Annotated in this window: 14 protein-coding genes, 1 pseudogene and 1 other annotated feature; of the genes and pseudogenes, 3 read left to right on the top strand and 12 right to left on the bottom strand. The window is 41.2% G+C overall.

The window, feature by feature from the left end; all coding sequences use genetic code 11:
• Positions 1 to 6: 6 nt before the first annotated feature.
• On the bottom strand, positions 7 to 1,017 hold the full coding sequence (locus tag FD16_RS09980; RefSeq protein ID WP_010620933.1) for a uroporphyrinogen decarboxylase family protein: 1,011 nt from the start codon (positions 1,015 to 1,017) through the stop codon (positions 7 to 9).
• Positions 1,018 to 1,046: 29 nt separating this feature from the next.
• A complete protein-coding gene (locus FD16_RS09975) occupies positions 1,047 to 2,057 on the bottom strand; it encodes a uroporphyrinogen decarboxylase family protein (RefSeq protein WP_056938555.1) in 1,011 nt (336 codons plus the stop codon).
• Between the two features lie 52 nt (positions 2,058 to 2,109).
• Positions 2,110 to 2,389: a binding site (T-box leader), on the bottom strand.
• A gap of 158 nt (positions 2,390 to 2,547) precedes the next feature.
• On the opposite strand from FD16_RS09975, the gene FD16_RS09970 reads away from it, so the two are divergent.
• On the top strand, positions 2,548 to 3,204 hold the full coding sequence (locus tag FD16_RS09970; protein WP_010620934.1) for a histidine phosphatase family protein: 657 nt from the start codon (positions 2,548 to 2,550) through the stop codon (positions 3,202 to 3,204).
• On the opposite strand, the gene FD16_RS09965 is transcribed toward FD16_RS09970, so the two are convergent.
• The 9 genes and pseudogenes from FD16_RS09965 to FD16_RS09930 all read right to left on the bottom strand — a co-directional run bounded on the left by FD16_RS09965 (position 3,194) and on the right by FD16_RS09930 (position 12,595).
• Positions 3,194 to 4,555: an aromatic amino acid ammonia-lyase gene (locus FD16_RS09965; protein ID WP_010620935.1), complete on the bottom strand. Its 1,362-nt coding sequence runs from the start codon at positions 4,553 to 4,555 to the stop codon at positions 3,194 to 3,196. The two genes, FD16_RS09970 and FD16_RS09965, sit on opposite strands and share 11 nt — an antisense overlap.
• Positions 4,556 to 4,661: 106 nt before the next feature.
• On the bottom strand, positions 4,662 to 6,317 hold the full coding sequence (locus FD16_RS09960) for a urocanate hydratase (RefSeq protein WP_010620936.1): 1,656 nt from the start codon (positions 6,315 to 6,317) through the stop codon (positions 4,662 to 4,664).
• 160 nt (positions 6,318 to 6,477) lie between these two features.
• Positions 6,478 to 7,110 carry an ABC transporter permease gene (locus FD16_RS09955; RefSeq protein WP_010620937.1) on the bottom strand — a complete coding sequence of 211 codons (633 nt, stop codon included), beginning with the start codon at positions 7,108 to 7,110 and terminating at the stop codon, positions 6,478 to 6,480.
• Positions 7,111 to 7,319: 209 nt separating this feature from the next.
• A pseudogene (locus FD16_RS09950) lies at positions 7,320 to 8,072 on the bottom strand (ABC transporter ATP-binding protein); the annotation flags it as partial.
• 25 nt (positions 8,073 to 8,097) lie between these two features.
• Positions 8,098 to 9,000 carry an ABC transporter substrate-binding protein gene (locus tag FD16_RS09945; protein ID WP_010620939.1) on the bottom strand — a complete coding sequence of 301 codons (903 nt, stop codon included), beginning with the start codon at positions 8,998 to 9,000 and terminating at the stop codon, positions 8,098 to 8,100.
• A gap of 74 nt (positions 9,001 to 9,074) precedes the next feature.
• Positions 9,075 to 9,725, bottom strand: a complete 651-nt coding sequence (locus FD16_RS09940) for an ABC transporter permease (RefSeq protein WP_010620940.1) — start codon at positions 9,723 to 9,725, stop codon at positions 9,075 to 9,077.
• Between the two features lie 29 nt (positions 9,726 to 9,754).
• Positions 9,755 to 10,855 (bottom strand): DUF917 domain-containing protein, encoded by a 1,101-nt coding sequence (locus FD16_RS09935; RefSeq protein ID WP_010620941.1) that lies wholly within the window; start codon positions 10,853 to 10,855, stop codon positions 9,755 to 9,757.
• Between the two features lie 285 nt (positions 10,856 to 11,140).
• Positions 11,141 to 11,278: a hypothetical protein gene (locus FD16_RS12810; RefSeq protein ID WP_155804301.1), complete on the bottom strand. Its 138-nt coding sequence runs from the start codon at positions 11,276 to 11,278 to the stop codon at positions 11,141 to 11,143.
• A 36-nt stretch (positions 11,279 to 11,314) separates the two neighbouring features.
• Entirely contained in the window at positions 11,315 to 12,595 is a 1,281-nt protein-coding gene (locus FD16_RS09930; protein WP_010620942.1) for an O-acetylhomoserine aminocarboxypropyltransferase/cysteine synthase family protein, read from the bottom strand.
• 1,127 nt (positions 12,596 to 13,722) lie between these two features.
• Here FD16_RS09930 and alsS point away from each other — a divergent pair.
• Both alsS and FD16_RS09920 read left to right on the top strand, forming a co-directional pair.
• Positions 13,723 to 15,402, top strand: coding sequence for an acetolactate synthase AlsS (gene alsS, locus FD16_RS09925; protein ID WP_010620943.1), 1,680 nt, complete (start codon positions 13,723 to 13,725; stop codon positions 15,400 to 15,402).
• Positions 15,403 to 15,586: 184 nt separating this feature from the next.
• Positions 15,587 to 16,081, top strand: a complete 495-nt coding sequence (locus FD16_RS09920) for a hypothetical protein (protein ID WP_010620944.1) — start codon at positions 15,587 to 15,589, stop codon at positions 16,079 to 16,081.
• A 303-nt stretch (positions 16,082 to 16,384) separates the two neighbouring features.
• Here FD16_RS09920 and FD16_RS09915 read toward each other — a convergent pair whose 3' ends face one another.
• Positions 16,385 to 16,756 (bottom strand): hypothetical protein, encoded by a 372-nt coding sequence (locus FD16_RS09915; RefSeq protein WP_010620945.1) that lies wholly within the window; start codon positions 16,754 to 16,756, stop codon positions 16,385 to 16,387.
• Between the last annotated feature and the right edge of the window lie 269 nt (positions 16,757 to 17,025).

Below are 17,025 nucleotides of genomic sequence, written 5' to 3'. Positions count from 1 at the left end.
AATACATTACTTAGCGGCTTCAACACCCCAACGTAGGTTCTCCAATGCAATATCGCGGGGAACTGTGCAATTTGCTCCAATAATTACATTGTCTGTCCCCGCTGCGTTGATAACCCGATCAACTTCTTTTTGAATTTCTTCTTTGCTACCTTTGTAGAGAACATCATTTGCGGTGTTGCCTAAGCCGCCAAGAACAACCTTACCTTGAAATATTTTTTTACCTTCTTCCAAAGGTATGTCTTCAAGATCTGTTGACCAGTTAACTACAGGCGCATCGTAATCTTTAAAAAGTACAAGATTGTTACGAGCCCCACCACCACCGCAAATGTGTAAAATATTTGCGTCTGAAAATTGATTAGCATATTCAAAGATATCTTTGTCATTTTCTGCAACAAATTTTTCAAATAAATTATCGTCAATTCTATCGTCTTGAATTTCCTGGGTACTGTAATAAATACCATCTGCTCCACCACTGATAGCAGCAAAAATTTGCTTTTTAACATCTTCAGCAATTGCATCCAAAGCATTTTTTACATTTTCAGGATCACTAATAATGATATCTGCTAACGCACCGTTTACCTTAGATTTATCATGTTTTCCATTTTCATCTTCAGTTAATGCCCATTTCAACAACGTTGTAGGTGAAAAGATATTGTAAAATCCTAATCTTCCACCAATTACCTTTTTTTGTGCTGCAACTAAATCATGTGTTTTCTCTAGCCATGGATTATCATCATCTATTGGCTTTAGCCCCGTGTAAATGTTGGTTGCCGTATCACCATTTTCTTGATTAAATTCATGGTTAAACAGTCCGTCACTCATCAGTTTTACAAAGTCAGGTTTTATGTCTTCAACGTATTTTTCAGTTGAAGTCACATTACCGGAAATAATTTCAGGATGTTTAAATCCGTCTAAATCAATTCCTGACGCGGCAGAAAAATGATGCCAAAAACTTACTGGAACTCTACCTTGTTTGGATGCCAATAACTTTGCTAAAACCTTTTTTTGTTCACTCATATTTTCACTCACCTTTATAATTATTCTGATTAAATTTCGTGTACTGCTTCTTCAACCCAATGTAGATGATCTTCCGGCGTATCACGCGGTACAGTGCAATCTGCTCCGATGATGACGCCCTTTCTGCCAGTCTCAGCAACCAAACGCTTAGCCTCAGATTGAATTTCATCCTTAGTTCCCGAATATAGGACATCCGTAAGCTCGTTGCCAAAACCTCCAAGAACTGGCTTACCATCAAAGAGTTTTTTACCATCTTTCAAAGATAAATTTTCAGCATGTGTCGACCAGTTAATAACTTGCAATTGATAATTTTTAAACCATTCCAAATGATTTGTTGCATCCGCAAATCCGCAAACATGGAGGATATTAATATCAAAGTATTTGTTAATTTCAGTAATAATTGATGTATCAACGGGTTCTATCACGTTCTTGAAAAACTCAAAAGTCTTAACACGACCATCTTGAATTTCTTGAGTGCTGAAATATACACCGTCAATGTTACTTGAAGAAAGAGCCTTAACAACACTTTGAATATCCTTCCCAATCACATTCAAAGCATGTTCAACGGCTTTTGAATCTTTTTCATAAAGATCCGCGAAACGTTTGTCGGCCAAGAAAAGATCTTCTTTTTCGTGATCAATCAGCGCCCATTTTAGTATCGTCAGTGGTGAAAACAGTGTGTAGAATGTTAGTTTGTCTCCAGCTGCCAATTTTTGATTGTTCGCTAGATTAATTTGCCCCTGAATCCATTCATGATCTTCGGACAACGGTTGAATAATTCTCAAATTATCTACCGATTTAGGATCCCGATCACGTAATGACGGATCAATAAAGTATCCATCTGTCATAGTTTTTACAAAGTCGGGATTGATTGAATGTATGTATCTCTTATGTCCTGAAACATTCAGATCAATTACTTCCGGATGTGCTAAAGCATCAATAAACTCACTATCCGCAAAGTGACGCCAAAATGAAACCGGAATAATATCTTCTTCTTCATTGTTGAACGCCTTAATAACATCTGCATTATTCTGTACCAATTCTCAAACCTCCTAAGAAAATAAAAAAGCACTTCCATCCTGCCTATATCTAGACAAGGACGGAAGTGCTATTCCGTGTTACCACCTTTGTTCAAACAACTTTCTCAAGTTATTCCTCAATGGGTACACGGACTCGTAGGCCTTTTATTCAAGTACTTACTGATGCGTATACCCTAACCCTATAACGGGAGTACCCGTTACTGGCTAACTTTAGCTCACCAGTAAGAACTGCATTTAAGACCATCTTCAGTTATTCATCATTATCGTCTTCCACCAAGTGACGACTCTCTAAAAATGAATCATTAACTTACTCATCTCTGCATTCATTTGAATTATTGATTGCAATTATTAAATATAAATTAGAAAATGTCAACAAAAAATTATAAATTAGTGTAAAATGCAAATCAAATTCCAATGTTTAATTACTACTTGTAATTGCATTAACGGCTTTGTAATATATTTTATAAATTATTTTTTCGGAGGAACTTTTATGAGTGAAATTAATATCTATTTTGTTAGACATGGTCAAACATTGCTTAATACGTTTAAACGGATGCAAGGATGGTGTGACTCCGATTTAACTGAACAAGGAAAACAAGATGCCATCAAAGTTGGGGAAAAATTAAAAAATGAACACTTTTCGTATGTCTATTCATCCGATACTGGACGAGCAATAGAGACACGCGATATAGTTTTGTCTAAATTTAATTACCATCCGAAAACAGTTAGCACATTACATTCATTCAGAGAAATATTATTTGGTTACTATGAAGGCCTAGATTCTTTGAATATTTGGGAAGAGATTGGTGGTAAATTTGGATACCATACACAGGCAGATATTATCAACGACAAAGGGCTTAAAGAAGTACGCAGACTTATGAAGTTAGCAGATCCTAGTCATATGGCAGAAACATACGATCAGGTCAAAAATAGGTGGCAATCCGGTGTAAATTATCTTAAAGAAAACTGTGAAGACGGCTCTAATATTCTAGTTATCACACATGGTTCGGCGCTTCGCACATTTGCAGATAGTCTTGGTATCGACACTATTGGTAATTTTCCAGACAATGGAAGCGTGTCAGTTCTACAAGTTACCGATAATGACGAGGCTTTTACAACCTATAACAACAAAAAAGTCATCGACTAGATAATCTCTCTAACTTTATTAACCTCCTCGTTATAAGGCCGATCATCCACAATCGGCGGAATGACATTTCGAACGCGGTGATATAACCGTTGTGTTGTGTTTTGTTTCCTAATTCGTTTATCGATTGATTATGAAATCTTAAATAAACAGCTTGAGATGCATTATAAAGTTCCAACGATAAAATCGTTGATAACTGGTCATTAATATCAATTAGTTTTTCACTAATCAATGGTAAATTAGAATTATGATCTTCAATATCACCCGCTAATCCATAAAATTCCGATGAAATTGGATGAGCCATTTGCCGAATTCTTACATCAGCGTCCATAGCAGTCTCCTGCAGTGTCTGCAAGCCGAATTGAAAGCCGCGTTGTTGAATCAAAAAGCGAGGAAGCCCGGTAATTTGATCATTATTTAAATGCTTAATTCGTTGAAAAATACTCCGTGAAACATGGGTTAGCGATTGCTCAATCGTTTCCGCTGATAATGAAATATCAGTCACATCAAAATTACCAGTTGATAAAATTTCACCGGTTTCTTCGTCCAACATTGGGTTATCATCTGATCCGGCTAAATACATATTAATTGTTTCAATGCAGTTAGCAATTGCATGCTTAGCTGCCCCCAAAATATGAGTAGCTGACCGAAAACTGATTGGATCCTGAACCTGTTTCCGCTGATGATGATCAAACAAGTAACTACCGTCTAAATCAGCCCGTAACTGTGCAGCCGCCCGAATTTGAAACGGATTTTGATTAGCATTCGCCACCGATGACAGTATTGGTGTTACATTGGCGTCTAATCCCTCCATGCTAAGTCCTAAAATAGTTGTGGACTTACGTAACAGACGTTCAGTCCTGCTGACACCGTAGATTAGTTGACCGACACCATATGCGTTAGAGCTTAAAATCGCCAGTGCATCCTTGGGGCCCAAATGGACGCGCTCAAAACCTAACTGTTCGAACGCAACATTAGTATCCGTCAGACGACCGTTGTGCCATGCCTTACCTTTCCCAATCACTAATTCAGCCAGTGAAGAAAGAATACCAATATCTGCCTCTCCTACTGAACCACAAGCGTAGAAAATTGGTAACACATCACGATTATACATATCAATAATCAGCTTAATAATCTGTGGATTAATGCCAGTATAGCCTTCCAACAACTGATTAATTCTAATCAATACCACAATCCTCGACACCGCTACCGGAACGGTACGACCAGTACTAATTAAATGAGATTTAACCAAATTATCGTTAAATTTTTCTTCGACATTTTTGGCAATCGTAACGTCCTTATTCTGACCGACACTCGTGTTTAAGCCATAGACTCGTTGCTTGTTGGCCAACACCAGTTTTCGTGCATCTTCTAATCGCTACCATGTTTCACGGGAAACATTTAACTGACAGTGCTGGCTAACAATACTGATAATCCGCCGAAATGTCAGATGATGCCCATCAAGGGTGACTATTTTGGTATTTGGTTGTATCAATTCGATGCACACCCTTCTCTTCAATCTCAGCAAGTGATTCATCATAGCCTGCGTCTGCATATCGCAACAGGCCTAGTGAAGTATCATTATTAAACGATAGTTTCAAACGCTCAGCGGCTGCCTTCGTTCCGTCCGCAACGACTGTCACACCAGCACTTTGCATGTAACCAGTGTAACCACCACCGCCAGAATGAATTGCCACCAAATCGGCCTTGGAAGATGCCATCACCATCGCGTTGATTAACGGCCAATCTGTCACAGCATCGCTACCATCCTTCAAATTTTCGGTCATAATATTTGGATGAGTCATTGCCCCCGCATCCAAATGATCACGAGTAAAGGCGACTGGTGCCTTCAACTTACCAGATGCTACTAAATCATTAACGGCTAAGGCAAGTTTAGTTCGCTCGCCGTGGCCCAGCCAGCCGATACGGGCCGGTAGTGCTTGAAATGGGACATATTGATGCGCCTTTGTAATCCAATCAACAATCAATTCGTTGTCAGCAAATTCTTTAAGCAAATAATCGTCAATTGTATCGATATCGGACGCATCCCCCGATAGTGCAATCCACCTAAATGGGCCAATTGCTTTGACAAACAGATCACGTAGAAAGGCTTCGGTAAAAATTGGGATATCAAAGGCATTATCGACACCATAGTCGTGAGCCTGAGTCCGAATATTATTACCGTTATCGAAAACGATACTGCCTCGCCGTTGGAACTCGAGCTCACTTTTAATTTCATGAGCAATCGAGGCTCCAGCGGCTTTTTCTAGTTGATCTGGATGTGTGGCCCGTTGTCGTGTAACCTGTTCCACGGTATAATCTTCGGGAACATATCCGTACAGTAAATCTTGGGCAGCAGTTTGGTCAGAAACTATATCAGGAGTGATATTGCGATCCAAAATTTCTTGGTAAACTTGAGCGGCATTACCAAGTAACCCAACAGAAATCGCCTTTTTTTCAGCCCTGGCGGTATTAATCAGCCCAATGGCTTCATCTAGCGTTTTGGCCTTGTATTGCAAGTACCCAGTCTCGATGCGCTTATCAATATGATCTTCATTAACTTCGACCACCAGAATGGCCGCATCGGCCATGTACCCTGCAAGTGGCTGTGAGCCACCCATACCACCAAGCCCCGCAGTGAGGATGAACTTACCAGCTAAACTGCCATTAAAATGCTTTTTAGCAATAATTTTGAAAATCTCGTAAGTGCCTTGAACCACACCTTGAGAGCCAATGTACTGCCAGTCACCGGCTGTCAAGCCGCCCCATGCCGTTAACCCCTTGTTATACAAGGAGTACCAGTAATCGGCATTTGACCAATGACCAATCAAATTACAGTTTGCTAAGATCACAATCGGTGCGTCTTTATGCGTCTTTAACACCCCAATTGGCTTGCCAGATTGTACTACCAGTGTTTCGTCTTCTTCCAGATTCTTAATGGCATTTACAATCCCGTAGTATGACGGCCAGTTGCGAGCGGCCTTACCAAGTGCACCGTAAACAACCAGATTGTCCTGATCTTCGGCATTTTCCAAGTTATTTTCAAGCAGCCGTAAGATGGCTTCCTGACGCCACCCTTTAGCGCGTAATTCAGTTCCTCGCTGTGCTTTTATCAAATTTTTACCTCCCTATTATAGAGTGATCGGGCAGGTCGCTCAGATGCCAGAATGTAAGGACGAAACCATGATATTCTGGTTTTGAATATTATGGTTTTGTCCTTACATGGCAGGCGTCTGACCTGCCCGATCACGTTTCGACTAGTAATATTAAGCTTACCTAGCTCAACCCCGAAACATACCTCAAAACCCGCGTCTGCAACCTCTCCAACGCCCAATTAACAATCAACGCAAACACCGCAATCACAATCGAACCAACCACTACTTCCGTGTAGTTATTTTCATTAAGACCGGTGAACAACATCGTGCCCAAGCCACCAGCATTAATGTAACTGGCAATTGTAGCAATACCGATCGTTGAAGTGGTGGCGATTCGTAGTCCCGAAATAATGGTTGGAAGTGCATACAAGGTCTTAAAACGCCAAATAATTGTCCAACGATTATAACCAAGTGAGCGAGCTGCTTCGACCATTCGATCATCAACCTGCTGGTAGCCAACCACCGTGTTACGAACTAACACAAACATTGTGTACGAAACCAGAGCAATCAAGGCTGGTGTGGTGCCCAAACCGAAGAGCGGAATTAGTAGTACAAAGAACGCCAAGCTCGGAATTGTGTAGATCAAACTGAATATCGGCATAATCACGCGGTTAGCAATCTTATGGCTAGCAAAATAATACCCAAGCGGCACAGCAATAATTGTCGCAATCACAATTGTGGTCAACGTTAAGCCAATGTGTTGAAGTGTCAGACTCCAGATCATATGTCGATTATCGATGAAGTACTTAAGCATTAAATCGCTCCTACCATTTCAGAAATTTCGTTCAGTCGGACATAGCCAACTTTGTTTTCGTCACGATCAACCACCTGGACTGGGTCAGCTGGCCGCTTTAATAAACGCTCAACAACCTTAGCCACAATCGCATCTGCATCAATCGCATTATTTAACTGTCCACCCACTGGTTTCCATTGCTTAATCAACGACTTAGCGCTCAGATAGCGCCACTTAGATAGTTGTTTTGAAACACCTAGGAAATCGCCGACAAATTCGTTTTGAGGATGTAAGAACAGCTCATTTTTATTATCAAACTGTTGAATCTTACCATCCTTAAAGAGCATTGTTCGGTTACCCAGTTTCAATGCCTCATCAATATCGTGAGTGACGAAAATAATCGTTTTACCAGTCGTTTTTTGGATTTCTTTCAACTCGTCTTGCAACTTAGCCCGGTTGACTGCATCAATGGCGCCGAACGGCTCATCCATTAATAGAATCTTCGGATCTGCTGCTAGTGCACGAGCAATTCCCACTCGTTGCTGCTCACCACCAGATAACTGATGAGGATGACGCTTACGATACTTAGCCGGATCTAATTGAACCAGTCGTAGCGTTTCATCAATTCGTTGAGCTGTCTTTTGCTTGTCCCATTTAAGAATGTTGCAGACAGTTGCAATATTTTGTTCAACTGTCCAATGGTCAAACAGACCATGTTGCTGAATAACGTAGCCAATACGTCGTCGCAAAATATTAACATTAACGTCTTTAGTATTTTCACCATCAATGTAGATTGCCCCAGACGTTGGTTCAATCAACCGATTAAGCATCTTTAACAACGTTGTTTTACCAGAACCTGAGGTCCCAAGAATCGTGATGAATTCGCCTGCATTCACCGTGAATGATGTTTCGCGCACAGCCTCAACATTGCCAAACTTTTTCGTGATATTGTCTACTTGAATTACAGGTTGTTCATTCGTCAAAATTAGTTCCTCTTTTCTTTAAAACCTATTTAAAGCCATTTTCCTTAGCGTATTGATCACCGACTGTTTGATACTTTTGGTGATGAACATCAACTTTAGCGTTCAATTTCTGTAATTCCTTAGTCGTCAATTTAGCGTTAACCTTGTTCAACACTGTCTTAACCTTTGGATTGCTCTTCAAAGTTGAATTGCGAACCACAGCATCCACGTAATAGTTAGGGTAGAAGTCCTTGTTATCCTTTAGTAGAACCAGTTTCTTGTTATCAAGTTGGCCATCAGTAGTGAATCCGACTGTGACATCGGCCTTGCCATCCAACAATGCCTTGTAACGAACACCATTATCAACAGTTGAAGTTGACTTAAAGTTAAAACCACCGTATTCCTTCTTCAAACCTGGAATACCATCCTTACGGCCTTCAAACTCAGCTGTTGAAGCAAAGCGCAAGTTCTTTGCATTTTTGGCTAATTGCGAGAAGTTCTTGATATGATATTTTTCAGACGCCGCCTTAGTGATCACCAATGCTTGGCTATCATTTGCCTTAGAAGGTGTTAACCAAGATAGATTCCATTTGGCATAACCGCTATTCAAGGTCTTATAGACTTTTTTGTCATCATGCGTTGATTTATGCTTCAACACGTCCACGTAGCCGGTGCCGGTATATTCTGGATAAAGATCAATGGAGCCCTTCTTTAAAGCATTTTGTGCCACAAAGGTTCCAGACAAGTTGAGTTTTGATTTCACCTTGATGCCTTCATGTTTCAATGCATCCTCATAAATGCGACCAATGATCAGATTCTCAGTAAAATTCTTTGAACCAACAGTTACCGTGCTGTCAGCTAGTACGGGTGATGCTGCAGATAATAGTGTTGATGCGCCAAATAATGCAATTAATGATGCAGTTAAAATTCTCTTCAGTCTCTTATTCATACCAAGTACCCCTTTAATCTACTTTTATTTTTCTCTTTTGTTTCTTCCCTTGAATGTCCTTGAAAGTCGACTCCCTAGTCCAACTCTCCGTGTTTCTTTCTTAATCCATACTCCAGTAGTGAAAATACAATTTCTGATATCAATGCAATTCCCGTTACAGGTAGCGCACCAGCTAACATAATACTGGTATCATACATACTCATCCCCATCACGACATAGGTTCCAAGTCCACCACCACCAATAAAAGCTGCCAACGTGGCTGAACTAATGACCTCAATTGAAGCTAAGCGAATACCAGCAACAATCTGACTCGATGCCAACGGAATTTCGATTTTAAATAACCGATACGTCACTGACATTCCCATACCATCCGCTGCTTCCAGCGTGTTGCGATTAATTCGCCGAATTCCCGAATAGGTATTAATCATGATTGGCGGAATTGCCAAAATTGTCAGTGCCAACAGGGCCGGATAAAATCCCATTCCCATTAGCGGCAGTACTAGCACCAAAATCGCTAGTGATGGTACCACACGAACTGCATTGAAAAATCCAATAATCCGGCTACCCGCTCCTACATGGCGAGCAGCATAAATTCCAATTGGAATTGCGATTAGCATGGCGACTAATAACGCAACGAAACTCAATTCTAGATGAATAATCAAGTTGCCATCAAAAGCCGCTTGATTTTCATGAATATACTCAATTGCACCAGCTAACCATTTCATTACAAAACTCCTTGTGTTACTTGTTTCTACTATTGTTTATCAAATACATGATCATAAATATCAATTCCCAGTGCTTCTTCGATCTCTGGATAATTAGCCTTTTCATACACACCAGCGCTCAACGGGAAGTTAGATCGATCAATCTTGAAGACGATCACTTCCTGGCCCACAGAGATTTCACTGGTGGTAAGCGGTTTTAACGTTGCTTTGTCAAAAATAGTAATCACGTCCGGGTAATTGCCCACCCGCTTGCCATCTTTATCAAGCGCCATAAATTCGTTGGCGGCGTATGCAGTAAGAACACTGCCACGGGCGGCCTGCACCTTGATATGGCCGATATCATACGTTCCTTCTTCGGAGTACTTCACATTATTTTCGATTACTTTACCCGTACCGACGACTTCACCATTAGTTTGGTTAAGGATTGCATCCAAAACGGCTTCCGGACCATCCGGCTGAGCCTTTAATACGGCTTCCCCTAGTTCAATCGCGAGCGTGTAACCACCAACGACTGAATTCTTCTTTAAGAACTCAACAGTCAATGGATTACGAGCTGAAGCGAAGAAACCACCGGATAAATCTGATGCTTTACGTAACACTTCAGACGTCTTCTCTGGCTTTCCGGTAATCACTAACTCGATATGACTGCCTGTCTCGCGTTTCCCGCCGGATGCCGCTTCAATCGTTTGATAGTGTTCATCCGATGTGAGACCCATGTTGCCAAACTTACCTGACGGATGCGCCCGAATATCACCGAGAGCATCAACCACAACCAGGTCCAATGCCGCAGCTGGAAGCCACCCATTAGTTGACGATGATTTCCCATTTTGGCCGGCCATAAACCCGACCACTTTGCCGTCATAGTGATCAATCAGCAGTTGCGCCGCCTTGATGTAGTCGCGACCAGTCATCTCCCAATCGGTTGTCCCGGCCGGTGCTCCAATTGCGGCAGCCGTGACAACGATGTCATCGTCGTTTAATTCATCAAGCGAAACCAATTTAACCTTATTGATAGTGATCGCCGCGTGCCCCATTGCGAGACCATGTTCGTAAAATCCTCCGCCTCCTGAAGCGTAGATCGAACCACCCGTCAACGCTGCTAACACATCATCATGATTTAAAATCCTCATACCAATTTCTCCTTTTTTCGGCTCAACGGCACCATCATGATTACCATTACCGCCTCATGCAAAATCGATATTTCTGCCCACTTGAAAGACCGATTAACATGTTAATTTAGTAAATTTTCGTTCGAATGCCCAAAATTTGGGTACAGAAAAGGACCTCCATACATTGCCTGATTATTGTCAGACTTGTACTAAGGCGGCCCTTCCCATTTTTACAATGGGATCCGTGTAACTCGGTCTATCCCCGTTAACAGATAGACTGGTTTTATGAACGGATTTCAAGCCTGCTTAGTTGAATGTACAGAAGTCCCCTGCATTTTGCATTCGAGTTTCACCAAATTTAGTGATAAAGTTTGCCTTCAAATGAACGTGTGATACGCGCACGTTTAGAGCCTTATTAGTCAAAGTAATTTTTAAAGTATGCATGTATCTCACGTCCTCTCTATGCCTTTTGCTTGTTTGTTAAATCTTGCCTAGTGCTTGTTCCAAATCAGCGATCAGATCGTCCGCATTTTCGATCCCGATTGACAAGCGAACTAGATCTGGTGTGATGCCAGTTAATTTCAATTCTTCTTCGTTCAATTGTGCGTGAGTAGTTGAAGCTGGGTGAATGATCAATGAATGAGCATCCCCAACGTTAGCGAGCAATGAGAAGAGCTTCAAGTTTTCGATCAACTTCTTGCCGGCTTCTTCGCCGCCCTTTAAGCCAATTGTGAAGATTGAGCCAACGCCCTTTGGGAAGTACTTGTCAGCTAATGGCTTGTACTTGTTGCCATCAAGTTCTGGGTAGTTAATCCAAGCAACCTTTGGATGATTGTTCAAGTATTCAACAATCTTACGTGAGTTTTCCACGTGGCGTTCAACACGCAGTGATAAACTTTCGAGTCCTTGAATCAATAGGAATGAGTTGAATGGGCTGATCGTGCCACCTAGATCACGCAATGATTGTGCACGAACCTTAGTCGTAAATGCAGCACCCTTCAAAGTGTTCCAAACTAGACCGTTGTACTGTGGATCTGGAGTAGTAAAGCCAGGGTAACGACCGCTAGCTGCGTAATCAAACTTGCCGTTTTCAACGATCACGCCACCCATCGTAGTACCATGGCCACCGATGAACTTAGTTGCAGAATGAACGACCACATCAGCACCCCAATCAAGTGGTTGAACTAAGTATGGTGAACCAAAGGTGTTATCAACGATTAAGATCAAGCCATTATCATGGGCAACCTTAGCAACTGCTTCAAAATCAATCAGGTTAATGCCAGGGTTACCAATACTTTCAATGTAAAGTGCCTTAGTCTTATCAGTGATTGCATCAGCAAAGTTTTGTGGATCATCTGGATCAACAAATGTCGTGGTAATGCCCAACTTCTTCAAAGTTACGTTGAAGAGGTCAAAGGTCCCACCATAAAGAGTGCTGGCAGCGACAATTTCGTCACCTTGGTCAGCGATGTTAAGAATTGCAGCGCTGATAGCAGCTGAACCAGTTGCTAGAGCAACACCTGCGGTCCCATTTTCCAGAGCAGCAACCCGTTGTTCGAGTACCGCAGTAGTTGGGTTGGTCAAACGGGTGTAGATGTTACCGGCATCGGTTAAAGCAAAACGACCAGCTGCCTGAGCGGCATCCTTGAAGACGTATGAAGTAGTTTGATAAATTGGCACCGCACGAGCGCCAGTTTCGTCAACGGTTTGGCCTGCAGTCACTTGTAAAGTTTCGAAATGTAATTTGTTTTCCTCTGTCATAATTGATTCCTCCGTGTGTGTTTGTGTTAGTTAATAGCAATAAAAAAACCTTCGTCCAGTCGCATAAAACAATGCAACTAGGGACGAAGGTTCGCGGTACCACCCATTTTCTTATCGACTTCACAGCCGGTAACTTATCGGGTACATCTTAGTGACTATACCCATGCGTTGTATCGCTCGCAAGACGGATCATCAGCATTTTCACACCGAATTTCTGGCTCCCAGATCATCTTCGCAACGATCACAATTCTTGCTTCATCTCACCAACCAAAGCTCTCTGTTTGAATTGTGCGCTGTTACTCTTCTTTTCATTGCCATTTAATTAAATTGCTATTCATGATAGCATCAATTTTTTAAAATACAAGACTTTTATATAATTTAAAGTTATTTATTGTTCGCTGGCATGTAAACCAACCCGCCGGCGTGTTCGTAATGTTTTAACTTCATTCACAACACTCCTTCACTTATTTCATATCGAACCAACAAAAAAATTCGCCCCTTACTAGCCACAACTGTAACTAATAAGGGGCGAATCATCGCGTTACCACCCTTGTTTGCATGCACTGCATGCCTCAACGGTACCATTTGGATACCTGGGAAATTAACGGTTCCTACCGTCTACCAAGCGTGAACTTAGTAAAACAATTCTTGAGCTCATCTTCATCACTTCAACGCTTCCCTTTCTCACCAGCCGGGATCTCTTCATTACGTTGTCGGCGACTACTCTTCTCAAGTGTTTTGTCGATATCAATTTGATTGAAACCAATTCTAATATAATTCTAATCAATGTCAAGGACAATTTTAATATTTATTCTAAATTAACTTCAAATCATTGAATCTAATTAACAATGTTTACTAATTTATTTAGCCTTTTAATTCACTAAATCATGAACACAGTAATTTAGGCCAGCTTGTGAAAATAGACAAATTTGCTAGTACACATTGTGAATTCACAATGTTCAATTAATCTTTATTAGCATTATTTATATAATGCACTTCTACGTAAACTACCGTTGTACTGGTATTTGTGAACTTGTCGTTTTTTCACAATCTTTTTTTGCCCCTTGGCAAGTGAAAAAAAGATGATATTCTAAAAATAATTACTGTTTTATAGAAGGAGAATTACTATGTCAGATTCAAAACGTTACGGCGCAGATGCCATTATTGAAAGTCTCATAAATCACCAAGTAAAATATGTATTTGGAATTCCAGGTGCTAAAATTGATCGCCTATTTGAATTATTAGATCACCCGAAGGATCCAAATTCACCACAATTAATCGTGTCTCGCCACGAACAAAATGCAGGCTTTATGGCTTCCGGAATTGGCCGAATCACTGGTAAAACAGGTGTGGTTATTACCACTTCTGGCCCCGGTGCAAGTAATCTGGCAACCCCCGTTGTTACCGCAACTGCCGAAGGTGACCCACTACTAGCGATTTCAGGACAAGTTCCACGAAAAGATTTGTTCAGATTGACTCACCAAAGTATGGCAAACAAAGAATTATTTGCGACCATTTCTAAGTACAGTGCCGAAGTCGGTGACCCAGAAAACATTTCAGAAGTTATCGGCAACGCCTTCCAATCTGCAACTTCTGGTAAACAGGGTGCCAGCTTTGTCAGCATTCCTCAAGATGTGGATGACAGTGTCGTAGAAACTCCGGCTTTAGCACCATTAGATGCCCCTAAGTTAGGTTCAGCTGACGATGCCTCAATTGCTGATCTCGTTCGTCGAATCAAAACTGCTAAGCTACCGGTCTTGCTGGTCGGCATGCGTGCATCATCCCCAGAAGTCACGGCCGCCATTCGCAAATTAGTCAAAACAGCAGCAATTCCCGTCGTTGAAACATTCCAAGGTGCTGGAATTATTTCTGAAGATCTCGAAAAGGACTACTTCTTTGGTCGTGTTGGCTTATTCCGCAACCAACCAGGTGATAAGTTGCTCAAGCACGCCGATTTAATCGTCACGGTCGGTTATGACGCAATCGAATACGAGCCACGTAACTGGAATGCTGAAAAAGAAGCTGTGATTAACGTGATTGATACTGAAGCTCCCCAGCTCGACAAGAACTTCCAACCAGCCACCGAATTAATTGGTGATATTGCGGCTACACTGGATCGTTTGGACGATCAAATCGGTAACTACCAACCATCAGAGGAATCACAGAAATACCTACGTTCATTACATGAAGAAATTGAAGCAGATCAAAAAATTACGCCGCCTGCTGGCATCGATGGCACTAGCCACCCACTGGCAGTCATCAAGGCCCTTCAGTGCCGCGTTGACAATAAAATGACAGTCTCCGTGGATGTTGGTAGTCATTACATATGGATGGCCCGCCATTTCCGCAGTTACGAACCACGTCACTTGTTGTTCAGTAACGGTATGCAAACGTTAGGTGTCGCACTCCCATGGTCGATTTCAGCAGCACTATTAAGGCCGAATGCTAAGTCAATTTCGGTGTCTGGCGATGCAGGATTTCTCTTCACTGGCCAGGAACTTGAAACGGCTGTTAGACTCGGCCTGAATACTGTTCACATCATCTGGAATGATGGATATTACGACATGGTTAAGTTCCAAGAAATCATGAAGTACGGTCAAGACGCCGGTGTTAAGGTCGGTCCAGTTGATTACGTTAAATACGCAGAAAGCTTTGGTGCAACTGGTCTGCGAGTTGAAAAACCGGATCAATTAGAAGATGTTCTAGACCAAGCCTTTGCCACAAATGGACCAGTTGTTGTTGATATTCCAATTGACTATTCACATAACACGGAGTTAGGAAAGACATTGTTACCAGATCAATTCTAAAAAAGTGCGCATTTGAGCGCCTATTGACGTTAATATTGTAGAAAAATGCTTAATCGTTTGTATTTTACAACGGTTGGGCATTTTTTAATTTACGTAAACCTTGGCTACTTAATCAATAAGTGATTTAATCATCTTATGTATTAATGAAAACAACCTAAATACTTGTGAAGGGTAAAAAATATCGATGGATTTAACCAGCTATGTAGTTCCACTAATACTAATTGTATGGATTGTCTGGCGTCAGCTCAATCCACGAATGGTCTCCAAAAAATTGCGTACGTACGTCATTATTATGATTATTGGCATTGTGTTGGTTGTTGGCGGTGTGGATAAACACAAGGTGTCATTCACTCCTAATGGCCTGCTGATTTTAACAATCACTTTCATTATATCCGCTGTACTATTCGGTATTTTGCGTGCAATTAGTTATCAACTATGGGTAGATGATACTGGTTTAGTCATGCGAAAAGGAACGGCATTAACAATTGGTCTCTGGATCACGTCAGCTGTCATTCACTTAATTGGTGACCATTTCGTGCCGGGTGGCGAGGCTCTAATGGTCTTCTATATTGGTCTATCACTGATGGTACAACGCGAATGGGTTTTTCATCGTGCTCGATCAAAGTTTCCCGACGAGATTAAATCAAATATCATCAAAATGGCTGAAGATAAGGACTAAGTTATCGCTGTAGGTGCGATTCAAGTAACCGAATAACAGACACTCATCTATTAATGAAATGGCTTAGTAAAACAGCGCGAGTATCCAAATTCTGCGTGAAATTATGTTGTGTAAATTAACGGCTTTTTCTTTAATTTTAAAATTATTCGAATTCAAAAAAAGAGAACGCGTCATACATCCTCCCGATCTGTATTAATGTGTTGATAAAGCATATTCTACGTGGGCTTAGTTTGGTTTTATCTAACCACAATATCTGTAGCATCAGCTTTAAACACCGACTTTGTCGGTGTTTTTTATATAACCTTAAATCAACTTATTGCCAGCATCATCTTCGGGTTGTGTTTGCCGAATTTCCTTCAATGTTTCTAGTAATGATTGCTCAGCCTTCTGGTAATCGTCAATTTGACCTTCGAATTGATTATCAAATTCGGCCATTCCGCCTCTAACAAATGCCATTTCGTACTTGTAGATGTCATTATATTGGCTCGTAAATTTGGATAATAAATCTTTTTGGCCATCCAACTGCAATGCCAGTTGAATAACCCGAAAATCACTGTAAGCTAACTCAAATTGCACCGCTACTGCCCTCATAAAGTCGTGCCGTGCTTGAATATGGAGAAAATGATGTTCCGTCGTCCACTCTAAATTCTTGATTGAACCCATTACGTCTAACATTTTATTACCTCCAGCTTTTTGTCTGTCTATTTACGCCGTTATCATATCCTTGGTAGTGATTATAACGCTGGAGTTAGGTGGGTGGTTAGTGATATTACTTGGTGATTTTCCCCCTGTGAAAAATTTTTATCTTGTTTCTGTTTTAGCTTGAACGCTGATACACTATCATTCTGAAACGTGTAAAATAACGCAGACGTCCATTTTATAAGGGCCTCGGGCACACTCAACTGCCTAATTCGGGTTCTTCGTCAAGAAGTACTGATAGAAAA

The sequence above is a fragment of the Paucilactobacillus suebicus DSM 5007 = KCTC 3549 genome, assembly GCF_001434475.1.
Lineage (GTDB): Bacteria > Bacillota > Bacilli > Lactobacillales > Lactobacillaceae > Paucilactobacillus > Paucilactobacillus suebicus.
The sequence above is the reverse complement of the archived record's forward strand: the minus strand, read 5'-3'. Positions and strand labels throughout refer to the sequence as shown.

What these genes read in the sequence shown, in the direction of transcription:
- FD16_RS09980 (WP_010620933.1), bottom strand. Translation starts at nt 1,017, where the DNA reads ATGAGTGAACAAAAAAAGGTTTTAGCAAAGTTATTGGCATCCAAACAA.
- FD16_RS09970 (WP_010620934.1), top strand. Translation starts at nt 2,548, where the DNA reads ATGAGTGAAATTAATATCTATTTTGTTAGACATGGTCAAACATTGCTT.
- FD16_RS09955 (WP_010620937.1), bottom strand. Translation starts at nt 7,110, where the DNA reads ATGCTTAAGTACTTCATCGATAATCGACATATGATCTGGAGTCTGACA.
- FD16_RS09945 (WP_010620939.1), bottom strand. Translation starts at nt 9,000, where the DNA reads ATGAATAAGAGACTGAAGAGAATTTTAACTGCATCATTAATTGCATTA.
- FD16_RS09940 (WP_010620940.1), bottom strand. Translation starts at nt 9,725, where the DNA reads ATGAAATGGTTAGCTGGTGCAATTGAGTATATTCATGAAAATCAAGCG.
- FD16_RS09935 (WP_010620941.1), bottom strand. Translation starts at nt 10,855, where the DNA reads ATGAGGATTTTAAATCATGATGATGTGTTAGCAGCGTTGACGGGTGGT.
- FD16_RS12810 (WP_155804301.1), bottom strand. Translation starts at nt 11,278, where the DNA reads ATGCATACTTTAAAAATTACTTTGACTAATAAGGCTCTAAACGTGCGC.
- FD16_RS09930 (WP_010620942.1), bottom strand. Translation starts at nt 12,595, where the DNA reads ATGACAGAGGAAAACAAATTACATTTCGAAACTTTACAAGTGACTGCA.
- alsS (WP_010620943.1), top strand. Translation starts at nt 13,723, where the DNA reads ATGTCAGATTCAAAACGTTACGGCGCAGATGCCATTATTGAAAGTCTC.
- FD16_RS09920 (WP_010620944.1), top strand. Translation starts at nt 15,587, where the DNA reads ATGGATTTAACCAGCTATGTAGTTCCACTAATACTAATTGTATGGATT.
- FD16_RS09915 (WP_010620945.1), bottom strand. Translation starts at nt 16,756, where the DNA reads ATGTTAGACGTAATGGGTTCAATCAAGAATTTAGAGTGGACGACGGAA.